General features: G+C 52.8%; 13 protein-coding genes. 12 read left to right on the top strand and 1 reads right to left on the bottom strand.

What is annotated here, in order from left to right:
- Positions 1-86 precede the first annotated feature (86 nt).
- From GX030_11000 to pflA, 7 genes are all read left to right on the top strand, one after another.
- Positions 87-1,052: a glycosyltransferase family 2 protein gene (locus GX030_11000; GenBank protein ID NLV92901.1), complete on the top strand. Its 966-nt coding sequence runs from the start codon at positions 87-89 to the stop codon at positions 1,050-1,052.
- 59 nt (positions 1,053-1,111) lie between these two features.
- Positions 1,112-1,921 (top strand): tRNA 2-thiocytidine biosynthesis protein TtcA, encoded by an 810-nt coding sequence (locus tag GX030_10995; GenBank protein ID NLV92900.1) that lies wholly within the window; start codon positions 1,112-1,114, stop codon positions 1,919-1,921.
- Positions 1,902-2,456, top strand: a complete 555-nt coding sequence (locus GX030_10990) for a cob(I)yrinic acid a,c-diamide adenosyltransferase (protein ID NLV92899.1) — start codon at positions 1,902-1,904, stop codon at positions 2,454-2,456. Before GX030_10995 ends, GX030_10990 begins: the two co-directional genes overlap by 20 nt.
- Before the next feature lie 297 nt (positions 2,457-2,753).
- Positions 2,754-4,733, top strand: a complete 1,980-nt coding sequence (locus GX030_10985; protein ID NLV92898.1) for a sodium-translocating pyrophosphatase — start codon at positions 2,754-2,756, stop codon at positions 4,731-4,733.
- A 179-nt stretch (positions 4,734-4,912) separates the two neighbouring features.
- On the top strand, positions 4,913-6,091 hold the full coding sequence (locus tag GX030_10980) for a sugar isomerase (GenBank protein NLV92897.1): 1,179 nt from the start codon (positions 4,913-4,915) through the stop codon (positions 6,089-6,091).
- A 330-nt stretch (positions 6,092-6,421) separates the two neighbouring features.
- On the top strand, positions 6,422-8,650 hold the full coding sequence (gene pflB, locus GX030_10975) for a formate C-acetyltransferase (GenBank protein NLV92896.1): 2,229 nt from the start codon (positions 6,422-6,424) through the stop codon (positions 8,648-8,650).
- Between the two features lie 7 nt (positions 8,651-8,657).
- Positions 8,658-9,428 (top strand): pyruvate formate lyase-activating protein, encoded by a 771-nt coding sequence (gene pflA / locus GX030_10970; GenBank protein ID NLV92895.1) that lies wholly within the window; start codon positions 8,658-8,660, stop codon positions 9,426-9,428.
- 96 nt (positions 9,429-9,524) lie between these two features.
- On the opposite strand, the gene GX030_10965 is transcribed toward pflA, so the two are convergent.
- Complete coding sequence (locus tag GX030_10965) at positions 9,525-10,514, bottom strand: zinc-dependent alcohol dehydrogenase family protein (protein ID NLV92894.1); 990 nt, start codon at positions 10,512-10,514, stop codon at positions 9,525-9,527.
- Positions 10,515-10,718: 204 nt separating this feature from the next.
- Between GX030_10965 and GX030_10960 the strand changes: the two genes are divergently transcribed.
- The 5 genes from GX030_10960 (at position 10,719) to GX030_10940 (ending at position 15,846) form a co-directional block, all read left to right on the top strand.
- The gene (locus tag GX030_10960) at positions 10,719-11,915 is read left to right on the top strand and encodes a TIGR00375 family protein (protein ID NLV92893.1); all 1,197 of its coding nucleotides are present in this window, start codon (positions 10,719-10,721) and stop codon (positions 11,913-11,915) included.
- A 48-nt stretch (positions 11,916-11,963) separates the two neighbouring features.
- The gene (locus GX030_10955; GenBank protein NLV92892.1) at positions 11,964-12,608 is read left to right on the top strand and encodes a histidine phosphatase family protein; all 645 of its coding nucleotides are present in this window, start codon (positions 11,964-11,966) and stop codon (positions 12,606-12,608) included.
- A gap of 92 nt (positions 12,609-12,700) precedes the next feature.
- Positions 12,701-13,342: a stage II sporulation protein M gene (gene spoIIM / locus GX030_10950; GenBank protein NLV92891.1), complete on the top strand. Its 642-nt coding sequence runs from the start codon at positions 12,701-12,703 to the stop codon at positions 13,340-13,342.
- A 14-nt stretch (positions 13,343-13,356) separates the two neighbouring features.
- Entirely contained in the window at positions 13,357-14,529 is a 1,173-nt protein-coding gene (locus tag GX030_10945; protein NLV92890.1) for a phosphopentomutase, read from the top strand.
- Between the two features lie 12 nt (positions 14,530-14,541).
- The gene (locus GX030_10940) at positions 14,542-15,846 is read left to right on the top strand and encodes a pyrimidine-nucleoside phosphorylase (protein NLV92889.1); all 1,305 of its coding nucleotides are present in this window, start codon (positions 14,542-14,544) and stop codon (positions 15,844-15,846) included.
- Positions 15,847-15,901 lie beyond the last annotated feature (55 nt).

The following is a 15,901-nucleotide window of genomic DNA, read 5'->3' as shown; positions in this document are numbered from 1 at the left end:
GATGGGCTACAATATTGCAGGGAATTCTACCGGACTACAGAAGCACTATTCCTAGTGGGTGATCCCCGAAGGTGAGGGTTACAGACATGGAAGATATGGTATCAATCATCATGCCTGTTTATAATGTTACTGACTACGTTGGCGAGAGTATCAAGTCCATTCAAGACCAAACCTACGTCAATTGGGAATTACTGGTGGTTAACGACGGTTCCACCGACGATACGGCAGAGGTTGTTGCTGCTCTGGCAGATAAAGATCACCGCATCAAGCTGATCAATCAAGCCAATGGAGGAGTCTCTCGGGCCAGAAATACCGGATTGGATTTGGCAAAGGGCAGCCTAATCAGCTTCCTCGATGGTGATGATCTGTGGGAACCCACTTTCTTGGCTGATTTAATTGAAGCTAAGAACCGTACCGGAGCAGGGATGGCCTATTGTGCCTATGATCATTTGCATCGGAACCGCCTACGGCGAAAATACCGATATCAGACCCCCAGCGGCCGGATCTTGCTGGCCGCGATCAAAGGTACCGTCCGAATCCACATTTGCGGTTTGGTTGTGGACAGGTCCATAGTGTCCGCCAACAATCTGAGTTTTACTCCAGACTGCCCCTATGCCGAAGATTGGGAGTTCATCGCCAAGGTGTTGACCTTGACGGACGCAGCGAGGGTATCTGAAAGTCTCCTGATCTATCGGGTTCGCCGCGGTTCTGCAATCCACTCTCAATGGGACTGGCGCAAGCGGATTCACGGCATCTGGGTGAAGGAGCGGTTGGCGGATTTTATCCAGGAGCACTTGCCCAAGGGCCCACAGCGGAGGGAGATTTTGCAAGCCCTGCGCCAAAGAACTGCCTACGATGCCTATCGTTTTTTTTGGCGGATGGTGAAAAACGGGTACCATGAAGATGCGATGAGATTACTGCAGGATCCTAGATACCGCCGGTACTTTGATGATGTCGATCCCGCTACTCTAAAGAGCTCAGAGCGGTGGAAGTATCGACTGGTTAGCTCCCAGAACCCTCTGGCCTGGAGCTTAGCTAGGTTGGTGCCATAGGGCCCAGTGATTCCAGTAATTATCGTAATCACTAACGTTGCACAAGGAAGGATTGAAAGATGAGCTTTAGGATACCACGCCCGATAATTAAGCGGATTTGGCGGGCAGTGATTGAATTTGATTTACTCTCCGAAGGTGACCGCGTCTTGATTGGAGTTTCCGGTGGGAAGGATAGTGCCTTCCTACTGCGAGCGATGAAGGTCATTGCCGATACCGCTCCCTTTCACATTGACCTGGGCGCGATTCATATCGATTTGGGATTTGAAAGAAACAATCTGGCGGATATCGCAAGGCTCTGTCAGGAAGCGGGGGTTGAGCTTTTGATTGAGCACACCCAAATTGCTGAAATCGCCCTCAACCACCATAGGCAGAATCCCTGTGCTCAGTGCGCCTATTTTCGTCGCGGTGTCTTGAACAGAACCGCCGTCAGGGAGGGATACAATAAAGTTGCCTACGGCCATCATCTCGACGACGTCGTGATTACCTTCTTGATGAGCCAATTGTATTCCGGACACCTGCGTACCTTCCTGCCCAAAACCGTCCTCGATCGATCCGGAATTACCGTTATTCGCCCCCTAGTCTATCTACGGGAGCATGAAATCATCAAGATGCTAAAGCAATTGGATTTTACCCCCATTGATTCCCCCTGTCCCCTGGATGGAAACTCTAAGCGGGCAGAAACCGCAAAGTTAATCCATGAACTAACCAGGAATAATCCTTATATTTTCTCTAACATAGCGGCGGCTATGCGGGAGGGGGCTCATGTCGAGTTATGGCCCCGACAATTGAGCAAGGAAGAGATGCACACCCGGCATCGCCAACTGATGGGACAACAGGAGAGGATCAACGATGACACAGACCGTTCATGACAAAAATGGGGCTTTGGGATTGGTGCAGATCTATACCGGGCCCGGAAAGGGGAAGACCACCGCTGCCTTAGGGCTAGCAATTCGGGCCATTGGCCATGGTATGCGAGTGGTTGTTATTCAGTTTCTGAAGGGCAAAGATCGACCGGGCGAGGTGATCTTTGCCGAGAAGTTCTGTCCCAGCCTGCTGCGATTTCACCGATTTGGCACTGGAGAATTTATCATCAATCGCCAAGCAACCCCGGAGGAAGTAGCTTCAGCTAAGGAGGGGATGGCTGCGGCGGCGGAAATTGTGGCTTCTGGTGGAGCAGACATTCTCATCCTCGATGAGATCAGCCATGCTGTTAATCTCAACCTGGTGTCGGCCCAGGAGGTAAATGACCTGCTGGCAGCCCGACGATATCCCATGGAGATAATCCTCACTGGACGGGATTTTCCCGAGGAAATTTTGGAACAAGCTAATCTTATTTCTGAAATTCAAGAAATTAAGCACCCTTTTGGGGAGGGAATTTCTGCCAGAAAGGGTATAGAGTATTAGCGGCCACTCCAGGGAAAGTTGTCGAAATACACTGGTAAGACAGTGCTTGTCAGTGTATTGAAACGGGTGGTTGCCTGTGTTAAAATATGGCTGGATTGGCAACAGCACGAAATGTAAGGCCAGACAAATTGTTCAGAACATAGCAAGGAAACCAGCAGTTGTCTAATGCGGCAATCTTAAGTTGTAGAAAGGAGGGGCACAAGAGACGAGGATTCTGGCCTAAGCTGAATTATCAATTAATTTAGCGCTGTATGATAGTTGCCAACTGCAGTTGTCAAAACAGAAGGAGGAGAGGACATGAGTACTACCGTCGGTCTGATCATTGGTATTCTATCCCTCGTGGTTGCCTACATGTACTCATCCCGGATCAATGCCGTATCCGCAGGCACTGAACGGATGAAGGAAATTGCAGGCTACATAGAAGAGGGCGCTATGGCTTTTCTCAAAAGAGAGTACCGAGCCTTGGCAATCTTTGCCGTCGTGATGTTTCTTATCCTTACTTTTGCACCGGGTCTTGGTATTTCCGTTGCACTGTGCTTTGTGCTAGGGGCTGTTTTCTCCGTTCTGGCCGGCTACTTTGGCATGCGGGTAGCTACTAGAGCTAACGTACGTACTGCTAATGCAGCTCGGGAAAGTGGACTGGCCCAAGCCTTGAACGTAGCCTTTTCCGGTGGCGCCGTTATGGGATTGTCTGTAGTGGGATTAGGTCTGCTGGGAGTCAGTTTATTGTACATCATTTACGGTGATCCCAACATCATTACCGGATTTGGTCTTGGCGCTTCCTCGATAGCGCTCTTTGCCCGTGTCGGTGGTGGTATCTACACTAAGGCTGCTGACGTTGGCGCTGACCTTGTTGGTAAGGTAGAGGCCGGTATTCCCGAGGACGATCCCCGCAACCCTGCGGTTATCGCTGACAACGTTGGTGACAACGTCGGTGACGTAGCGGGCATGGGTGCTGATCTCTTTGAATCCTACGTCGGTGCCATCATCTCGGCCATCACTTTGGGTGCTCTGGCCTATGGTGTGCAGGGAGTTGCCTTACCCATCCTCTTGTCTGCTCTCGGGATTGTTGGGTCCATCATTGGAACCCGCTTTGTCCGAGGCGACAGAGATCCTGCTAAGGCTTTGCGTATGGGTGAATACGTAGCCGCTGCTATTGTAGTCATCGGTACTTTGGTCCTCAGCCAAAGCTTGTTGGGAACCCTGGCTCCCTTCGTGGCTGTGGTTGCCGGTCTCGTTGTTGGAATGGCTATCGGTCAGGCTGCCGAGTACTACACCTCTGATGCCTATGCTCCCGTCAAGAGAATTGCAGCCCAGTCCGAGACTGGTCCTGCTACCACCATTATTAGTGGTCTGTCTGTAGGTATGTATTCAACTGCTATTCCTGTCATACTGATTGTGGCCGGTATTCTCGTTGCCTTCTTTGCCGCCGGTGGCAGTAGCGATATTACCAAGGGATTGTATGGCATTGCTCTGTCGGCCGTTGGTATGTTGGCAACCTGTGGGATGACCATTGCTGTCGATGCCTATGGTCCCATTGCTGATAACGCCGGTGGAATCGCTGAGATGGCTGACTTGCCCTCTGAGGTACGGGATATTACCGATAGACTTGACTCCGTCGGTAACACCACCGCTGCCATCGGTAAGGGTTTTGCCATTGGTTCCGCAGCCTTGACGGCTCTGGCGCTCTTTGCCTCATATTCTCAGGCTGTGCAGCTAAGCCTTATCGACCTGCTGGATCCGTTGGTAATTGCTGGCCTGTTTATCGGTAGTATGTTGCCCTTTGTGTTCTCAGCCATGACCATGGATGCTGTCGGTAAGGCGGCGAACCAGATGATTGAAGAGGTGCGCCGGCAGTTCCGGAGCATTCCTGGAATTATGGAAGGAAAGGCAAAGCCTGAGTATGCCAAGTGCGTGGACATTTCTACCGCTGCCGCGCTGCGTGAAATGCTCGTTCCAGGCTTAATTGCCGTTGTCGCTCCCTTAGCCGTAGGTCTGTTGTTGGGTAAGGCCGCCTTGGGTGGCTTGTTGGCTGGCGCATTGTTCTCCGGTGTAATGATGGCCATCTTTATGGCTAACGCCGGTGGAGCCTGGGACAACGCCAAGAAGTACATTGAAGGAGGCGCTCACGGCGGTAAGGGTTCCGAGGCCCACCATGCTGCCGTTGTCGGCGACACCGTAGGCGACCCCTTCAAGGATACTTCTGGACCTTCCATCAACATTTTGATCAAGCTGATGACCATTGTTGCGCTGGTCTTCGCACCGCTATTCATGTAGCCGCAAGAAGTGTAACCACAGGCATGAATAGCAACTAGACCTATTTCGGCACCCCTTAAGGATTTTCCTAGGTGGTGCCGATTTTTCTATCGGGCCCGTTGTCTGGGGGGAAATAACAGGAGATGAAACGGCGATGGGTAACTTAGTGAGTGGATCAGTGTGAAAGGGAGGTCAACAGCATGGAGGCAAAGGCTTGGAAAACGGGTCTTGATTATCTCGTCGAAGTATACGGAGAGCATCGGGTAAGTTCTGCGATGGCCAAATTGGGCGAGCTGGTAATCGAGGTGCCCAGCTGGGGCTTTGGCCGGGGAGGTACCCGGTTTGGCTCCTTTATTGACGGTAGTGAGCCGCGGGACTTGGCCGGGCGATTGGCTGAGGCTGGGAAGCTGTATCAGCTAACGGGGCAGGGGAAGAAAGTCGCCTTTCACTTTCCTTGGGACGGAGAGGGTCCGGAGTGTGCTCCTGAGATCAAGGTGTTACTGAAGAAGTACGGACTGGAGGCCGGAGCTATCAACTCCAATATGTTTGAGCCCCGAGCTGAGGGTCCCCTCAACTATGAACTGCGACTGGGCTCCTTTACCCACCCCGACAAGAAGGTGCGGGCCGCTGCGGTAGCCCATAACATCGACTGCTTGGAAATTGGTCGCGCCTTGGGCAGCGGCCTATTGAGCGTGTGGCTTCCCGATGGCAGCAATTCTCCGGGCCAGACCAGTCTCTACGATCAGGCCGATTGGCTGGAGTCCAGTCTCCAGGAAATATACGCTGCCTTGCAGCCGCAAGAGAAGCTCCTACTGGAGTACAAGTTCTTTGAACCAGGATTTTATTCCACTGCCGTTGCCGACTGGGGCAGGGCCTTAAAGGTCTGCGAAAAGCTCGGTGACCAGGCCGAGGTTTTGGTGGACTTAGGCCATCATCCCCTGGCCACTAATATTGAGCAGATCGTTGCATTGCTGCTGCGAGAAGGACGCCTCGGTGGTTTCCACATTAATGATAGAAAGTATGCCGACGATGATTTGGCCGCGGGGTCCATCGATCCTGCTCAGCTCTTTAGGATATTCGTCACCATTCTCGAGGGAGAGGAGCGGGGCTTGACGCCGGTGGCGGAGATCAACTTCACCATCGACCAAAGCCACTGTATCAAGAATCCCACCATGGAACTGGCAGAAACCATTGAGAACATTCAGATGGCCTTTATTAGAGCCTGCATGGTGGATCAACAGGCCCTGGCTGAAGCTCGTGCTCAAAAGGACCTGATTAGGGCCGATGCTATTTTGCGAGATGGTTTCAATTGTGACCCGAGGCCTCTGTTGCAGGCCTATCGGGACAGCAAGAACCTAAGCTTAGATCCCTTGGTCTAAGCTACGATTACCCGTCAGTTCGAAAAGCCAGATTTTGTTTGCTGGGGAGGCGAGAAATCCGCCTCCTTTTTCTACTTCCTTTTTCTGGCAAACTTGCGGGCAGGAAGCCTTGGGCCTCGAGGTAATAGCATCTGGGCTGGTTGTTAAACCTTAGTAAAAGGCTCGGAATTAGTATTGAGGTTTGGCTCCGTCTCGGTTACACTGAAAGTGAACAGAGAATGAGAACAATTATCCTTAAAGCCCGGTGCTCTAAAGTCCAGTGATTTAGAGCTTAGTGGTTGTTGGCAGCCGCTATGCTGCCAGTTTCGGAAAGCGGAGGAGTGTAGTCAAATGAGCCAAGCCTATCGGAATTTTCGCGGCAGTGTATGGAGGAACCAAATCGATGTCCGCGACTTTATTCTCAATAACGTGACTCCCTACACCGGCACCGGTGACTTTCTCGTCGGTCCCACGGAAAGGACAACTGATCTGTGGAAGCAATGTTTGAAGCTTCTGGAGAAGGAACATGCCGCCGGCGGAGTACTGGATATTGATGCCGGTACTCCAACCACCATCACCAGTCATCGGCCGGGATACATTGATAAAGACAATGAGATTATTGTCGGACTACAGACCGACGCACCACTGAAGCGTGCCATTAACCCCTGGGGTGGAATACGGATGGCCACCCAGGCCGCTCACCAATATGGTTATGAGTTAGACCCTCAGGTGACTGAGACTTTCACGAAGTACCGCCGTACCCACAATGACGGGGTGTTTAAGGCCTATACCAAGGAGATGCGTGCACTGCGGCACGCGGGACTGTTGACGGGGTTGCCCGATGCCTACGGTCGGGGAAGGATCATCGGTGACTATCGTCGGGTGGCCTTATACGGCGTGGATCGACTGATTGCTGCCAAGCAAGAGGAATTGGACAATCTCACAGTGATCAATGAGGAGACCATTCGCCTGCGAGAAGAGGTGGCCGATCAGATTACCGCCCTTCAGGATCTGAAAAGTATGGCTGCCAGTTACGGCTTTGACATTAGTCGGCCGGCGGAAAATGCCCTAGAAGCGGTGCAGTGGCTCTACTTTGGCTACTTGGCAGCAATCAAGCAGCAAAACGGCGCCGCGATGTCCTTGGGACGCACCTCTACCTTCCTAGATATTTACATCCAGCGGGATCTTGATGAAGGTACTTTGACCGAGGAACTGGCCCAAGAACTTATTGACCAGTTTGTGATCAAGCTCCGATTAGTGCGGCAGCTGCGGACCGAGGAGTACAACGCGCTGTTTTCTGGGGATCCCAACTGGGTGACGGAATCCATCGGTGGAATGGCAGAGGATGGAAGAACGCTAGTGACCAAGACTTCCTTCCGGATGCTCAACACGCTGTACAACCTAGGCCCCGCCCCAGAGCCGAACCTGACGATCTTGTGGTCGACGCAGCTGCCTCGAGGATTCAAGGAATTCGCGGCCAAGGTTGCCGTTGATACCAGTTCTATTCAGTTTGAAAACGATGACCTGATGCGGCCTAGGTTCGGCGATGACTATGGAATCGCCTGCTGTGTCTCTGCGATGGCCCTGGGTAAGCAGATGCAGTTCTTTGGGGCCCGGGCCAACCTGCCCAAGGCGCTGCTGGTTCTCCTCAATGAAGGGAAGGACGAACTGGAGGGTCTGCAGGTCGCTCCGGTATTCTTGCCCAAGCAAGAGGGAGTTCTCGATTACGATACCGTTCGCAGCGCCTTTTCAAAGATGCTGAAGTGGTTGGCAGCGATTTACGTCGATACCATGAATGTGATTCACTATATGCATGACAAGTACGCCTATGAGAGTGTGTTAATGGCGCTCCATGATGCCAAAGTTGAGCGACTGATGGCCTTTGGTATGGCAGGACTGTCGGTGTTGGCTGATTCCTTCTCTGCCCTCAAGTACGCCAAGGTTACTCCCATCTACGATGAAAATGGGATGATTAAAGACTTTGAGATTGAAGGGGAGTATCCGCAGTTTGGCAATAACGATCCCCGTGTCGATGATATCGCTAAAGAGCTAGTCGCGGAGTTTTCCAGATATCTCAAGGAGCAGCCAACCTATCGTGATGCTAAACACACCTTGAGTATTTTGACTATCACCTCGAATGTTGTTTACGGGAAGAAAACCGGAGCAACCCCCGATGGCAGAAAGGCAGGGGAGCCCTTTGCACCGGGCGCAAATCCGATGCACGGCCGAGACAAGAACGGTGCCTTGGCATCCCTGAGTTCTGTCGCCAAGATTGATTACGATGATGCCCTCGATGGAATCAGTTACACCTTCTCCGTTACCCCGAAGGCGCTGGGTAAGGATGATGGGGCTCGAGTTACCAACCTTGTCGGCTTGATTGACGGCTACTTTGGCTCCCAGGGACATCACATCAATGTCAATGTCTTTGATCGGGAATTGCTGCGGGATGCGATGGAACACCCTGAGAAATACCCACAACTGACCATCCGGGTTTCTGGATATGCCGTTAACTTTATCAAGCTGACCCGAGAGCAACAGGAGGAGGTAATCAGTCGGACGATTCACTCCTCGGTGGTCTAGAAAGGACGTGAGACAGGTGAAGGGATTTGTCCATTCGATCGAAACCTTCGGAACCGTTGATGGCGATGGAATCCGGTTTGTCCTGTTCTTGGCGGGGTGTAAACTGGGATGCAAGTTTTGTCACAATCCCGACAGTTGGAATATCGCAGCCGGTGAGCCGATGAGTGCTGAGGAAGTCATCGCTCAAGTTCAATCCTATCGGGCCTACTATGAGGCTACGGGAGGGGGCTTGACCATCTCCGGTGGCGATCCCTTGGTTCAGCCGGAATTCACCGCCGAGATATTACGGCAGGCTAAGTCCGCGGGCATCAACACCTGTCTGGAAACATCGGGTCACGGCGATAGCGATAAATTTGGCAAGCTTGTGCAGCTGGCGGATTCGGTTATGTACGGCTTAAAGGGGTTTTCCACCGAAGTCTACCGAAAGTTGACGGCCCATGACGGCTCTCTGGTTCGGAGGAATTTGAAGCTCTTGGGCCGGTCAAAGAGCCAGGCACGCCTTCGGTACTTGGTGATCCCCGGTGTCACCGACACCGACGAAGAACTAACGCAGCTGTCTCGTTTCCTGCGGGACTTGCCCTGTGATTTTGTAGTTGAGCCCATCGCCTATCACACCATGGGCATTCCAAAGTGGGAGGCTCTAGGCCGACCCTATCAATTGGAGGATTTGCGGCCGCCGACCAGTGAGGAGATGGAGCAGTTCATTCTCTCCTTGAGAGGACATGGTCTCAAAGTGCTGGGTGACTCTCCCTCGGCGGGAACGAGACGAAGTGCCTAAGATAAGTGCGCGAGAATATAGAAAAAGGATTGTCCGGGAGATTCTCCCAGACAATCCTTTTTACTATTTTGCTATTTTTGCGTCTCTGCCTAGCGATTAGTCTTCGTTGGGAACAACGATCACCTTAGCAGACTCGGGATCCTGTTGTTTGGCAAAGGCAGCTTCGATCTCCTGCAAGGGATATTGGTGCGTGATTAGGGGGTCCACCTGGACCTGGCCCGAGGCGATTAGCTTAATAGCTCGGGCGTGGGTGCTGGGGTTGATAAAGGAGCCGCAGATGGTCAATTCCTTTTGGAAGACTTTATAGGGTTCGATCTGAGCCTTGGCTCCCTGGGCAACTACGCTAAACCACACAATTCTGGCGCCCCGGCGGGCGATTTCGATGCTTTGCTCTACGGTGGCAGGAATTCCCACTGCCTCGATGACCACATCAAAGCTGTTTGGTGGTAGATCCTGGGGTTTGAGGATGCGATCAAAGCCAAGGCTGGTGATCAGCTCTACCTTTTCCTCATTGGGCTCGCTGATGGTCACCACTGCACCGGCGGCTTTGGCCATTTGAGCGAGAATTAAGCCAATGGGACCGGCTCCTAGTACTGCCACTTCATCTCCAGGCCTGATTTTAGCTAGATCCATGCCTCGGACACAACAGGCCACTGGTTCCACCATGGCACCGGCCGCGTAGCTGACATTGGCAGGCAAGGGGTAGACATGAGTCTGGGGTACGACGGCGTACTCGGCAAAGCCTCCGTGGATGTCGACTCCAATCGCGGTGAGGTTTTCACAAAGATGCTCCTTGCCGTTACGACAGTAGTGACACAGGCCGCAGAAAATATTGGGGTCGATACAAACCCGATCGCCGACTTTTGCGGTGGTAACTAGTGAACCGACGGCAACCACTTCACCGGAAAACTCGTGACCCAAGACCACCGGGGGAGTGGAACTGGACTCACCTTTGAGAATGTGAATGTCGGTTCCGCAGATCCCGCAGGCCTTTACTTTAATTAAGACGTCGGATTCACCGATCACTGGATTGGGAAGCTGCTGCAGGTTGGCATTCCCTACCTCAGAAAACAAGTATCCCAGCATCTAAATTTCCTCCTATACGAAACCTAATCTCGGTTGCATGGGCTGTATACAATATCTCTTTTATATTCTAGATCAGGCTTTGGTTCACCTGCGTTGGAGAGATGGCAGCGTCGATGGTGAAACAAGGATTGAGCATAGGGAAGGTAAAGGTGCCGGGTTTGGGAAAGCCTGTGAGAGAAGTAGGCGTCTAGCGCCAATGGGAGGCTGCCAAGGGTGAAAATCTACTATGGAGACTTTCATATTCATATTGGGCGAAACAATTTGGACCAAATCGTCAAGATTCCCAGTGCCGCTAATCTTACTTTAGCAAACATTGCCAAGGAAGCCCTAATGTCTAAGGGCCTTGACATCATCGGGGTTGTCGACTGTGCTTCTCCCCTGGTCCTGAAGGATTTGCACAGTCTAGTTGACCAGTGCCATATGAAGGAGATCCCCGGTGGAGGCCTGTTGTATCAAGAACGGCTCTTGGTGCTTTTGGCCGCGGAATTTGAACTGGGAGGCGACAGGGGAGGCTCGGCCCACTTTCTGGCCTTCATGCCCACATTGAAGCAGATGGAGGAGTTTAGTAAGCGCCTTGGTGCGGCGGTAACCAATATCAATCTCAGCTCTCAAAGGGCGGCGGGGACACCCCAGCAGTGGTTTGACATCGTGGCCCAGATGGGGGGGCTGTTGATCCCTGCCCACGTCTTCACCCCCTATAAGGGACTGCTGGGCAATATGGCTGAGTCTGTTACCACTGTACTTACTAGGAAGCAGATACAAAGCCTGGCGGCCATCGAATTGGGCCTCAGTGCCGACACCGCTATGGGCGATTCCATCCCTGAGTTTACTTCGGTGAGCTTTCTAAGCAATTCCGATGCCCATTCGCTTCCCAAGATTGCCCGAGAATACAATGTGCTCATGATGAAAGAGTTGTCCTTCACAGAATGGAAAAAGGCGCTATTCAGGCAGGATGGCAGAGGGGTGATAGCCAATTATGGACTAGACCCCCGATTGGGAAAATTCCACCGCAGCCGATGCCTGGGCTGTGGTGCCCAGGTGGACAAGTATCGCCCACCGATGAACTGCAGTCGGTGTGGCAGTGATCGGATCCTGTGGGGTGTACTGGATCGGGTTCGGTATATCGGTACCGACCTGCCAACCCCAGCCCATCGGCCCCCTTATTACTATCAGATACCCTTGGAGTTTGTCCCGGGAGTGGGGCCTAAGACCCTCCGGCGCTTGATTCAGCGCTTTGGCAGTGAGATGGCTGTCTTGCATCGGGCGTCAGAAGAGGAGTTGGCGGAAGTGGTGGGAGCGAAGCTAGCCAGGAGCATTCAGGGAGCCAGAACTGGGAAATTAGCCATCGCCCACGGGGGTGGCGGGGAATACGGCAAGGTCCTGCCAGATATCGCAGACTGACATCACAGGTGTTACCGCTGCTCTACTTACAGAACAGGAGCTGAAGAGATGACAACACGGATTTTACTCATTAGACATGGACAGACCGATTGGAACGTACAGGGGCGGTGCCAGGGGATGACCGATACTTCCTTGAGTGAGGTCGGTAAGGCTCAAGCCAGAGCCCTGGGTCGGTGGTTGCGGGGGCGGATCGGTGTTGACCTACCTACTCCCGAGTTCGTTGTGGCTTCGGACTTAGAGCGGGCAAGGGAGACGGCTCGCATTGCCACCGAGGGACTGAAGATCCCGCCAATTCAACTGGATCCCGCCTGGCGGGAGATTGCCTTTGGGGTGTGGGAAGGGCTAACTTGGGATGAGATCGGTATCAAGTATCCCGAAGTAGAGAAACAACACCGAGCCGATCCCTTTCGAACTCGGGTTCCCGAAGGAGAGACCCAGGAAGAGGTCTTACACCGGTCCAAAACGGCTTTGCTCCGGCTCATCGACGAGCACCCCAACTCACTGGGTATTGTCTTCAGTCATGGAAGCCTGATCCGGATTTTGATTTCCAATTTGCTGGGAATCGATCCCCTCTTGTCAAGACATGTGCGAATTTTCAACTGCAGTACCAGTGAAGTCAGGGGAAAACCCGGTGAGGAACCCAGGGTCATTGGGTATAACGATCATTGTTACCTTCCCTCGGAACTTTACTAATTAAGGCAAGTCCCGCCGGTTCTCTCATATTTGTGTACATCCCCTCATATTATGGGGTATAGCTTGGGCATTAAGAGGGAGGACCGACTGGCATGAGATATTCAACATCGGGACTGGGCGGATATTTTCGACGCAGGGCGATACTCTTCTTATTCTTGGGAATGGTAATGATCATGGGGGCCATTGCGGGAGCCTTGGCGGCCAGAACTCTACCCCAGAATCAGAAGTCCGACCTAATGGGGTTCCTGCAAGGATTTTTCCAAACTCCCCACACTGGTGATCCCATTACTCCGGAGGAAATTGCCCGTCAGTCGATTATCGACAACGTGGTCAAGACCACGGGTTTAATGTGGATCCTGGGCCTTTCCTTGATTGGCTCACCCCTGATAGTCGCTTTGCTGTTTCTGCGGGGATTTGTCATTGGTTTTTCCGTCGGTTTCTTGGTCGACCAGATGGTATACAAGGGTGTGGCCTTAGCGGCCGTAGCTATCGTTCCCCACAATCTAGTGATCCTGCCTTCGGTGGTGGTGGCCGCGGGTGCCAGTTTGTCCTTTTCCTTGGCTGCGATTCGTAAGCTCTTTGGTAATGGCCAGGAAAACATGTATTACCAGTTTCTCAGTACCACTTTGCTGTGCCTGATGGCAGCCTTGGGCCTGGTGGGAGCGGCCTTCATCGAAGGGTATATCACTCCTACTTTGATCGAGTTGGCGAGGGTGTACATCTTTTACGGATAACACGGAGGGATGTTATGGGCGTTCGGACTGTACTAATTATCCTCGACAGTGTTGGGATCGGGGCGTTGCCCGATGCTGATTTGTTTGGTGACGAAGGTAGTGCCACTCTGCAGAATACCGCCCAGGCCGTTGGCGGGCTATCATTGCCCCATTTGCAGCAGTTAGGATTGGGTAATATTGCGTCCATTCAAGGCGTGGCACCGGTCTTTGAAGCCCTAGGCTGCTATGGAAAGATGGCGGAAGTCTCAGCTGGGAAGGATACCACCACCGGCCATTGGGAAATTGCCGGTTTGCCCCTGGACAAGCCCTTTCCCACCTATCCCGAAGGTTTTCCTCCCGAGGTAATTACATCCTTTGAAGAGGCCATCGGGCGTCGGGTGTTGGGCAACATCCCGGCCTCGGGAACGGAAATCATTGAAGACTTAGGGCCACAGCACCTGCGGACAGGGTATCCCATTGTCTATACTTCGGCTGACAGCGTTTTTCAGATCGCGGCCCACGAGGAGATTATCCCACTGGATGAGCTGTATCGCATGTGCCAGATCGCCCGTAACCTGTTGACCGGTCCCCATGGAGTCGGTCGGGTAATTGCCAGACCCTTTATCGGTGAGCCCGGTAGCTTTGTCAGAACGGCCCATCGTCGGGATTTCAGTCTCAAACCACCACGACCAACGATTTTAGATCATCTCTCCCAGGCAGGATACGAAGTCTGTGCCGTTGGCAAAATAGAGGACATCTTTGCCGGGCAAGGAATAACTAGGTCAGAGCATCCCCACGGCAATATGGCGGTGGTCGATGCTGCCTTGCAATTAATGACAGAGATCGATTCCGGCTTGATTTTTGCTAATCTAGTTGATTTTGACTCCCTTTGGGGCCATCGCAATGACCCGGCGGGATACGCCAAGGGACTAGAGGAATTTGATGTCCGGCTACCGGAACTGATGGCAGGGCTATCCGATGATGATATCCTGGTGATTACCGCTGACCATGGCTGTGACCCCACGACGGAAAGCACCGATCATTCCCGGGAATATGTGCCCCTACTGGTGTATGGGCGGAATCTAAGCCGCGGAGTCAACCTCGGTGTCCGGGCCACCTTTGCCGATGTGGCAGCCACACTGGCGGAACTTTTTTCTGTGACCAATCCCGGTCCTGGGGTCAGTTTTCTTTCCCAGTTGCGTAGCTGAGAGGTGAAGGCAATGCGCTTTGTCGATATCTTGGAGAAAAAACGCGACGGACAGGCCCTTACCACCGAGGAGATCAACTTCATGATTCGGGGCTATGTCGCTGGCGAAATCCCAGACTACCAGATGTCAGCCCTTTGCATGGCGATTTACTTTCAGGGAATGACCCGTCAAGAAACCATTGATCTGACCATGTCCATGGTGCATTCCGGCGACACCTTAGACCTTTCAGGAATACCGGGAATTAAAGTGGACAAGCACTCAACGGGGGGAGTGGGGGATAAGACTACTCTGGTGTTAGGTCCTCTGGTGGCAGCCTGTGGAGCTCCCGTTGCCAAGATGTCCGGTAAGGGGCTGGGTCATACCGGAGGAACCATTGACAAGTTAGCCGCCATTCCTGGGTTTTCCAGTGAGTTGTCTACAGAGGAATTTGTCCAGCAGGTGCGCAATATCGGGATTGCCGTCGCCGGTCAAACCAAATCCCTGGCACCGGCAGACAAACAGCTTTATAGTCTCCGGGATGTCACCGCCACGGTGGACTCCATCCCTTTGATTGCCAGCTCAATTATGAGCAAAAAGTTGGCTGCTGGGGCCGATGGGTTTGTACTTGATGTCAAGGTGGGTTCCGGGGCCTTTATGCAGGACCTGTCCCAGGCCCAGGAGCTGGCAGAGACGATGGTAGGGATCGGTCAGGGAGCCGGTCGCTCGGTGGTTGCCTATTTGACCGCGATGGATCAGCCCTTGGGATACGCAGTGGGAAACAGCCTTGAGGTGATAGAGGCAATTGAGACTCTAAAAGGCCAGGGACCCAGCGACTTGACGGAGTTGTGCCTCACCTTGGGTTCAGAGATGTTGGTAATGGCTAAGCAGGCAGATTCTATCGATCAGGCCAGGGATATGTTGGACCAAGCCATTGCCTCGGGAGCAGCCCTCGATAAGTTTCGCCAACTAATTGTTGCCCAGGGAGGAGATCCTGGGGTTATCGATGACTTCAGCCTATTGCCTCAGGCGACCTATCGTCTTGAGGTTAAGAGCGATCATCAGGGTTATGTTGCCGGCCTTGATGCCAGGACTATAGGTAACGTGTCCATGCACCTCGGCGCTGGGAGACGCCATAAGGATGACGCCATCGATTTAAGTGCTGGAGTTTTGCTGCACAAAAAAGTGGATGACCTATGCAGAAGGGGAGAGACATTGGCAACACTACATAGTGCCAAGCCCATCGAGCAGGCATTAGTGGATCTAGTGCAACAGGCCTTTGGTTTTTCCGAAGCAGCTGATTCTTCTCCCTTGGTGCTCGAGCGCATTGCCGCAGAGTAAAGGGACATATACTAGGGGCGTGGGGCATAGAAATTAACTGTGTTTTGCGACTTGG

It is taken from the genome of Bacillota bacterium, assembly GCA_012727955.1.
GTDB lineage: Bacteria > Bacillota > Limnochordia > DTU087 > JAAYGB01 > JAAYGB01.
The sequence above is the reverse complement of the archived record's forward strand: the minus strand, read 5'-3'. Positions and strand labels throughout refer to the sequence as shown.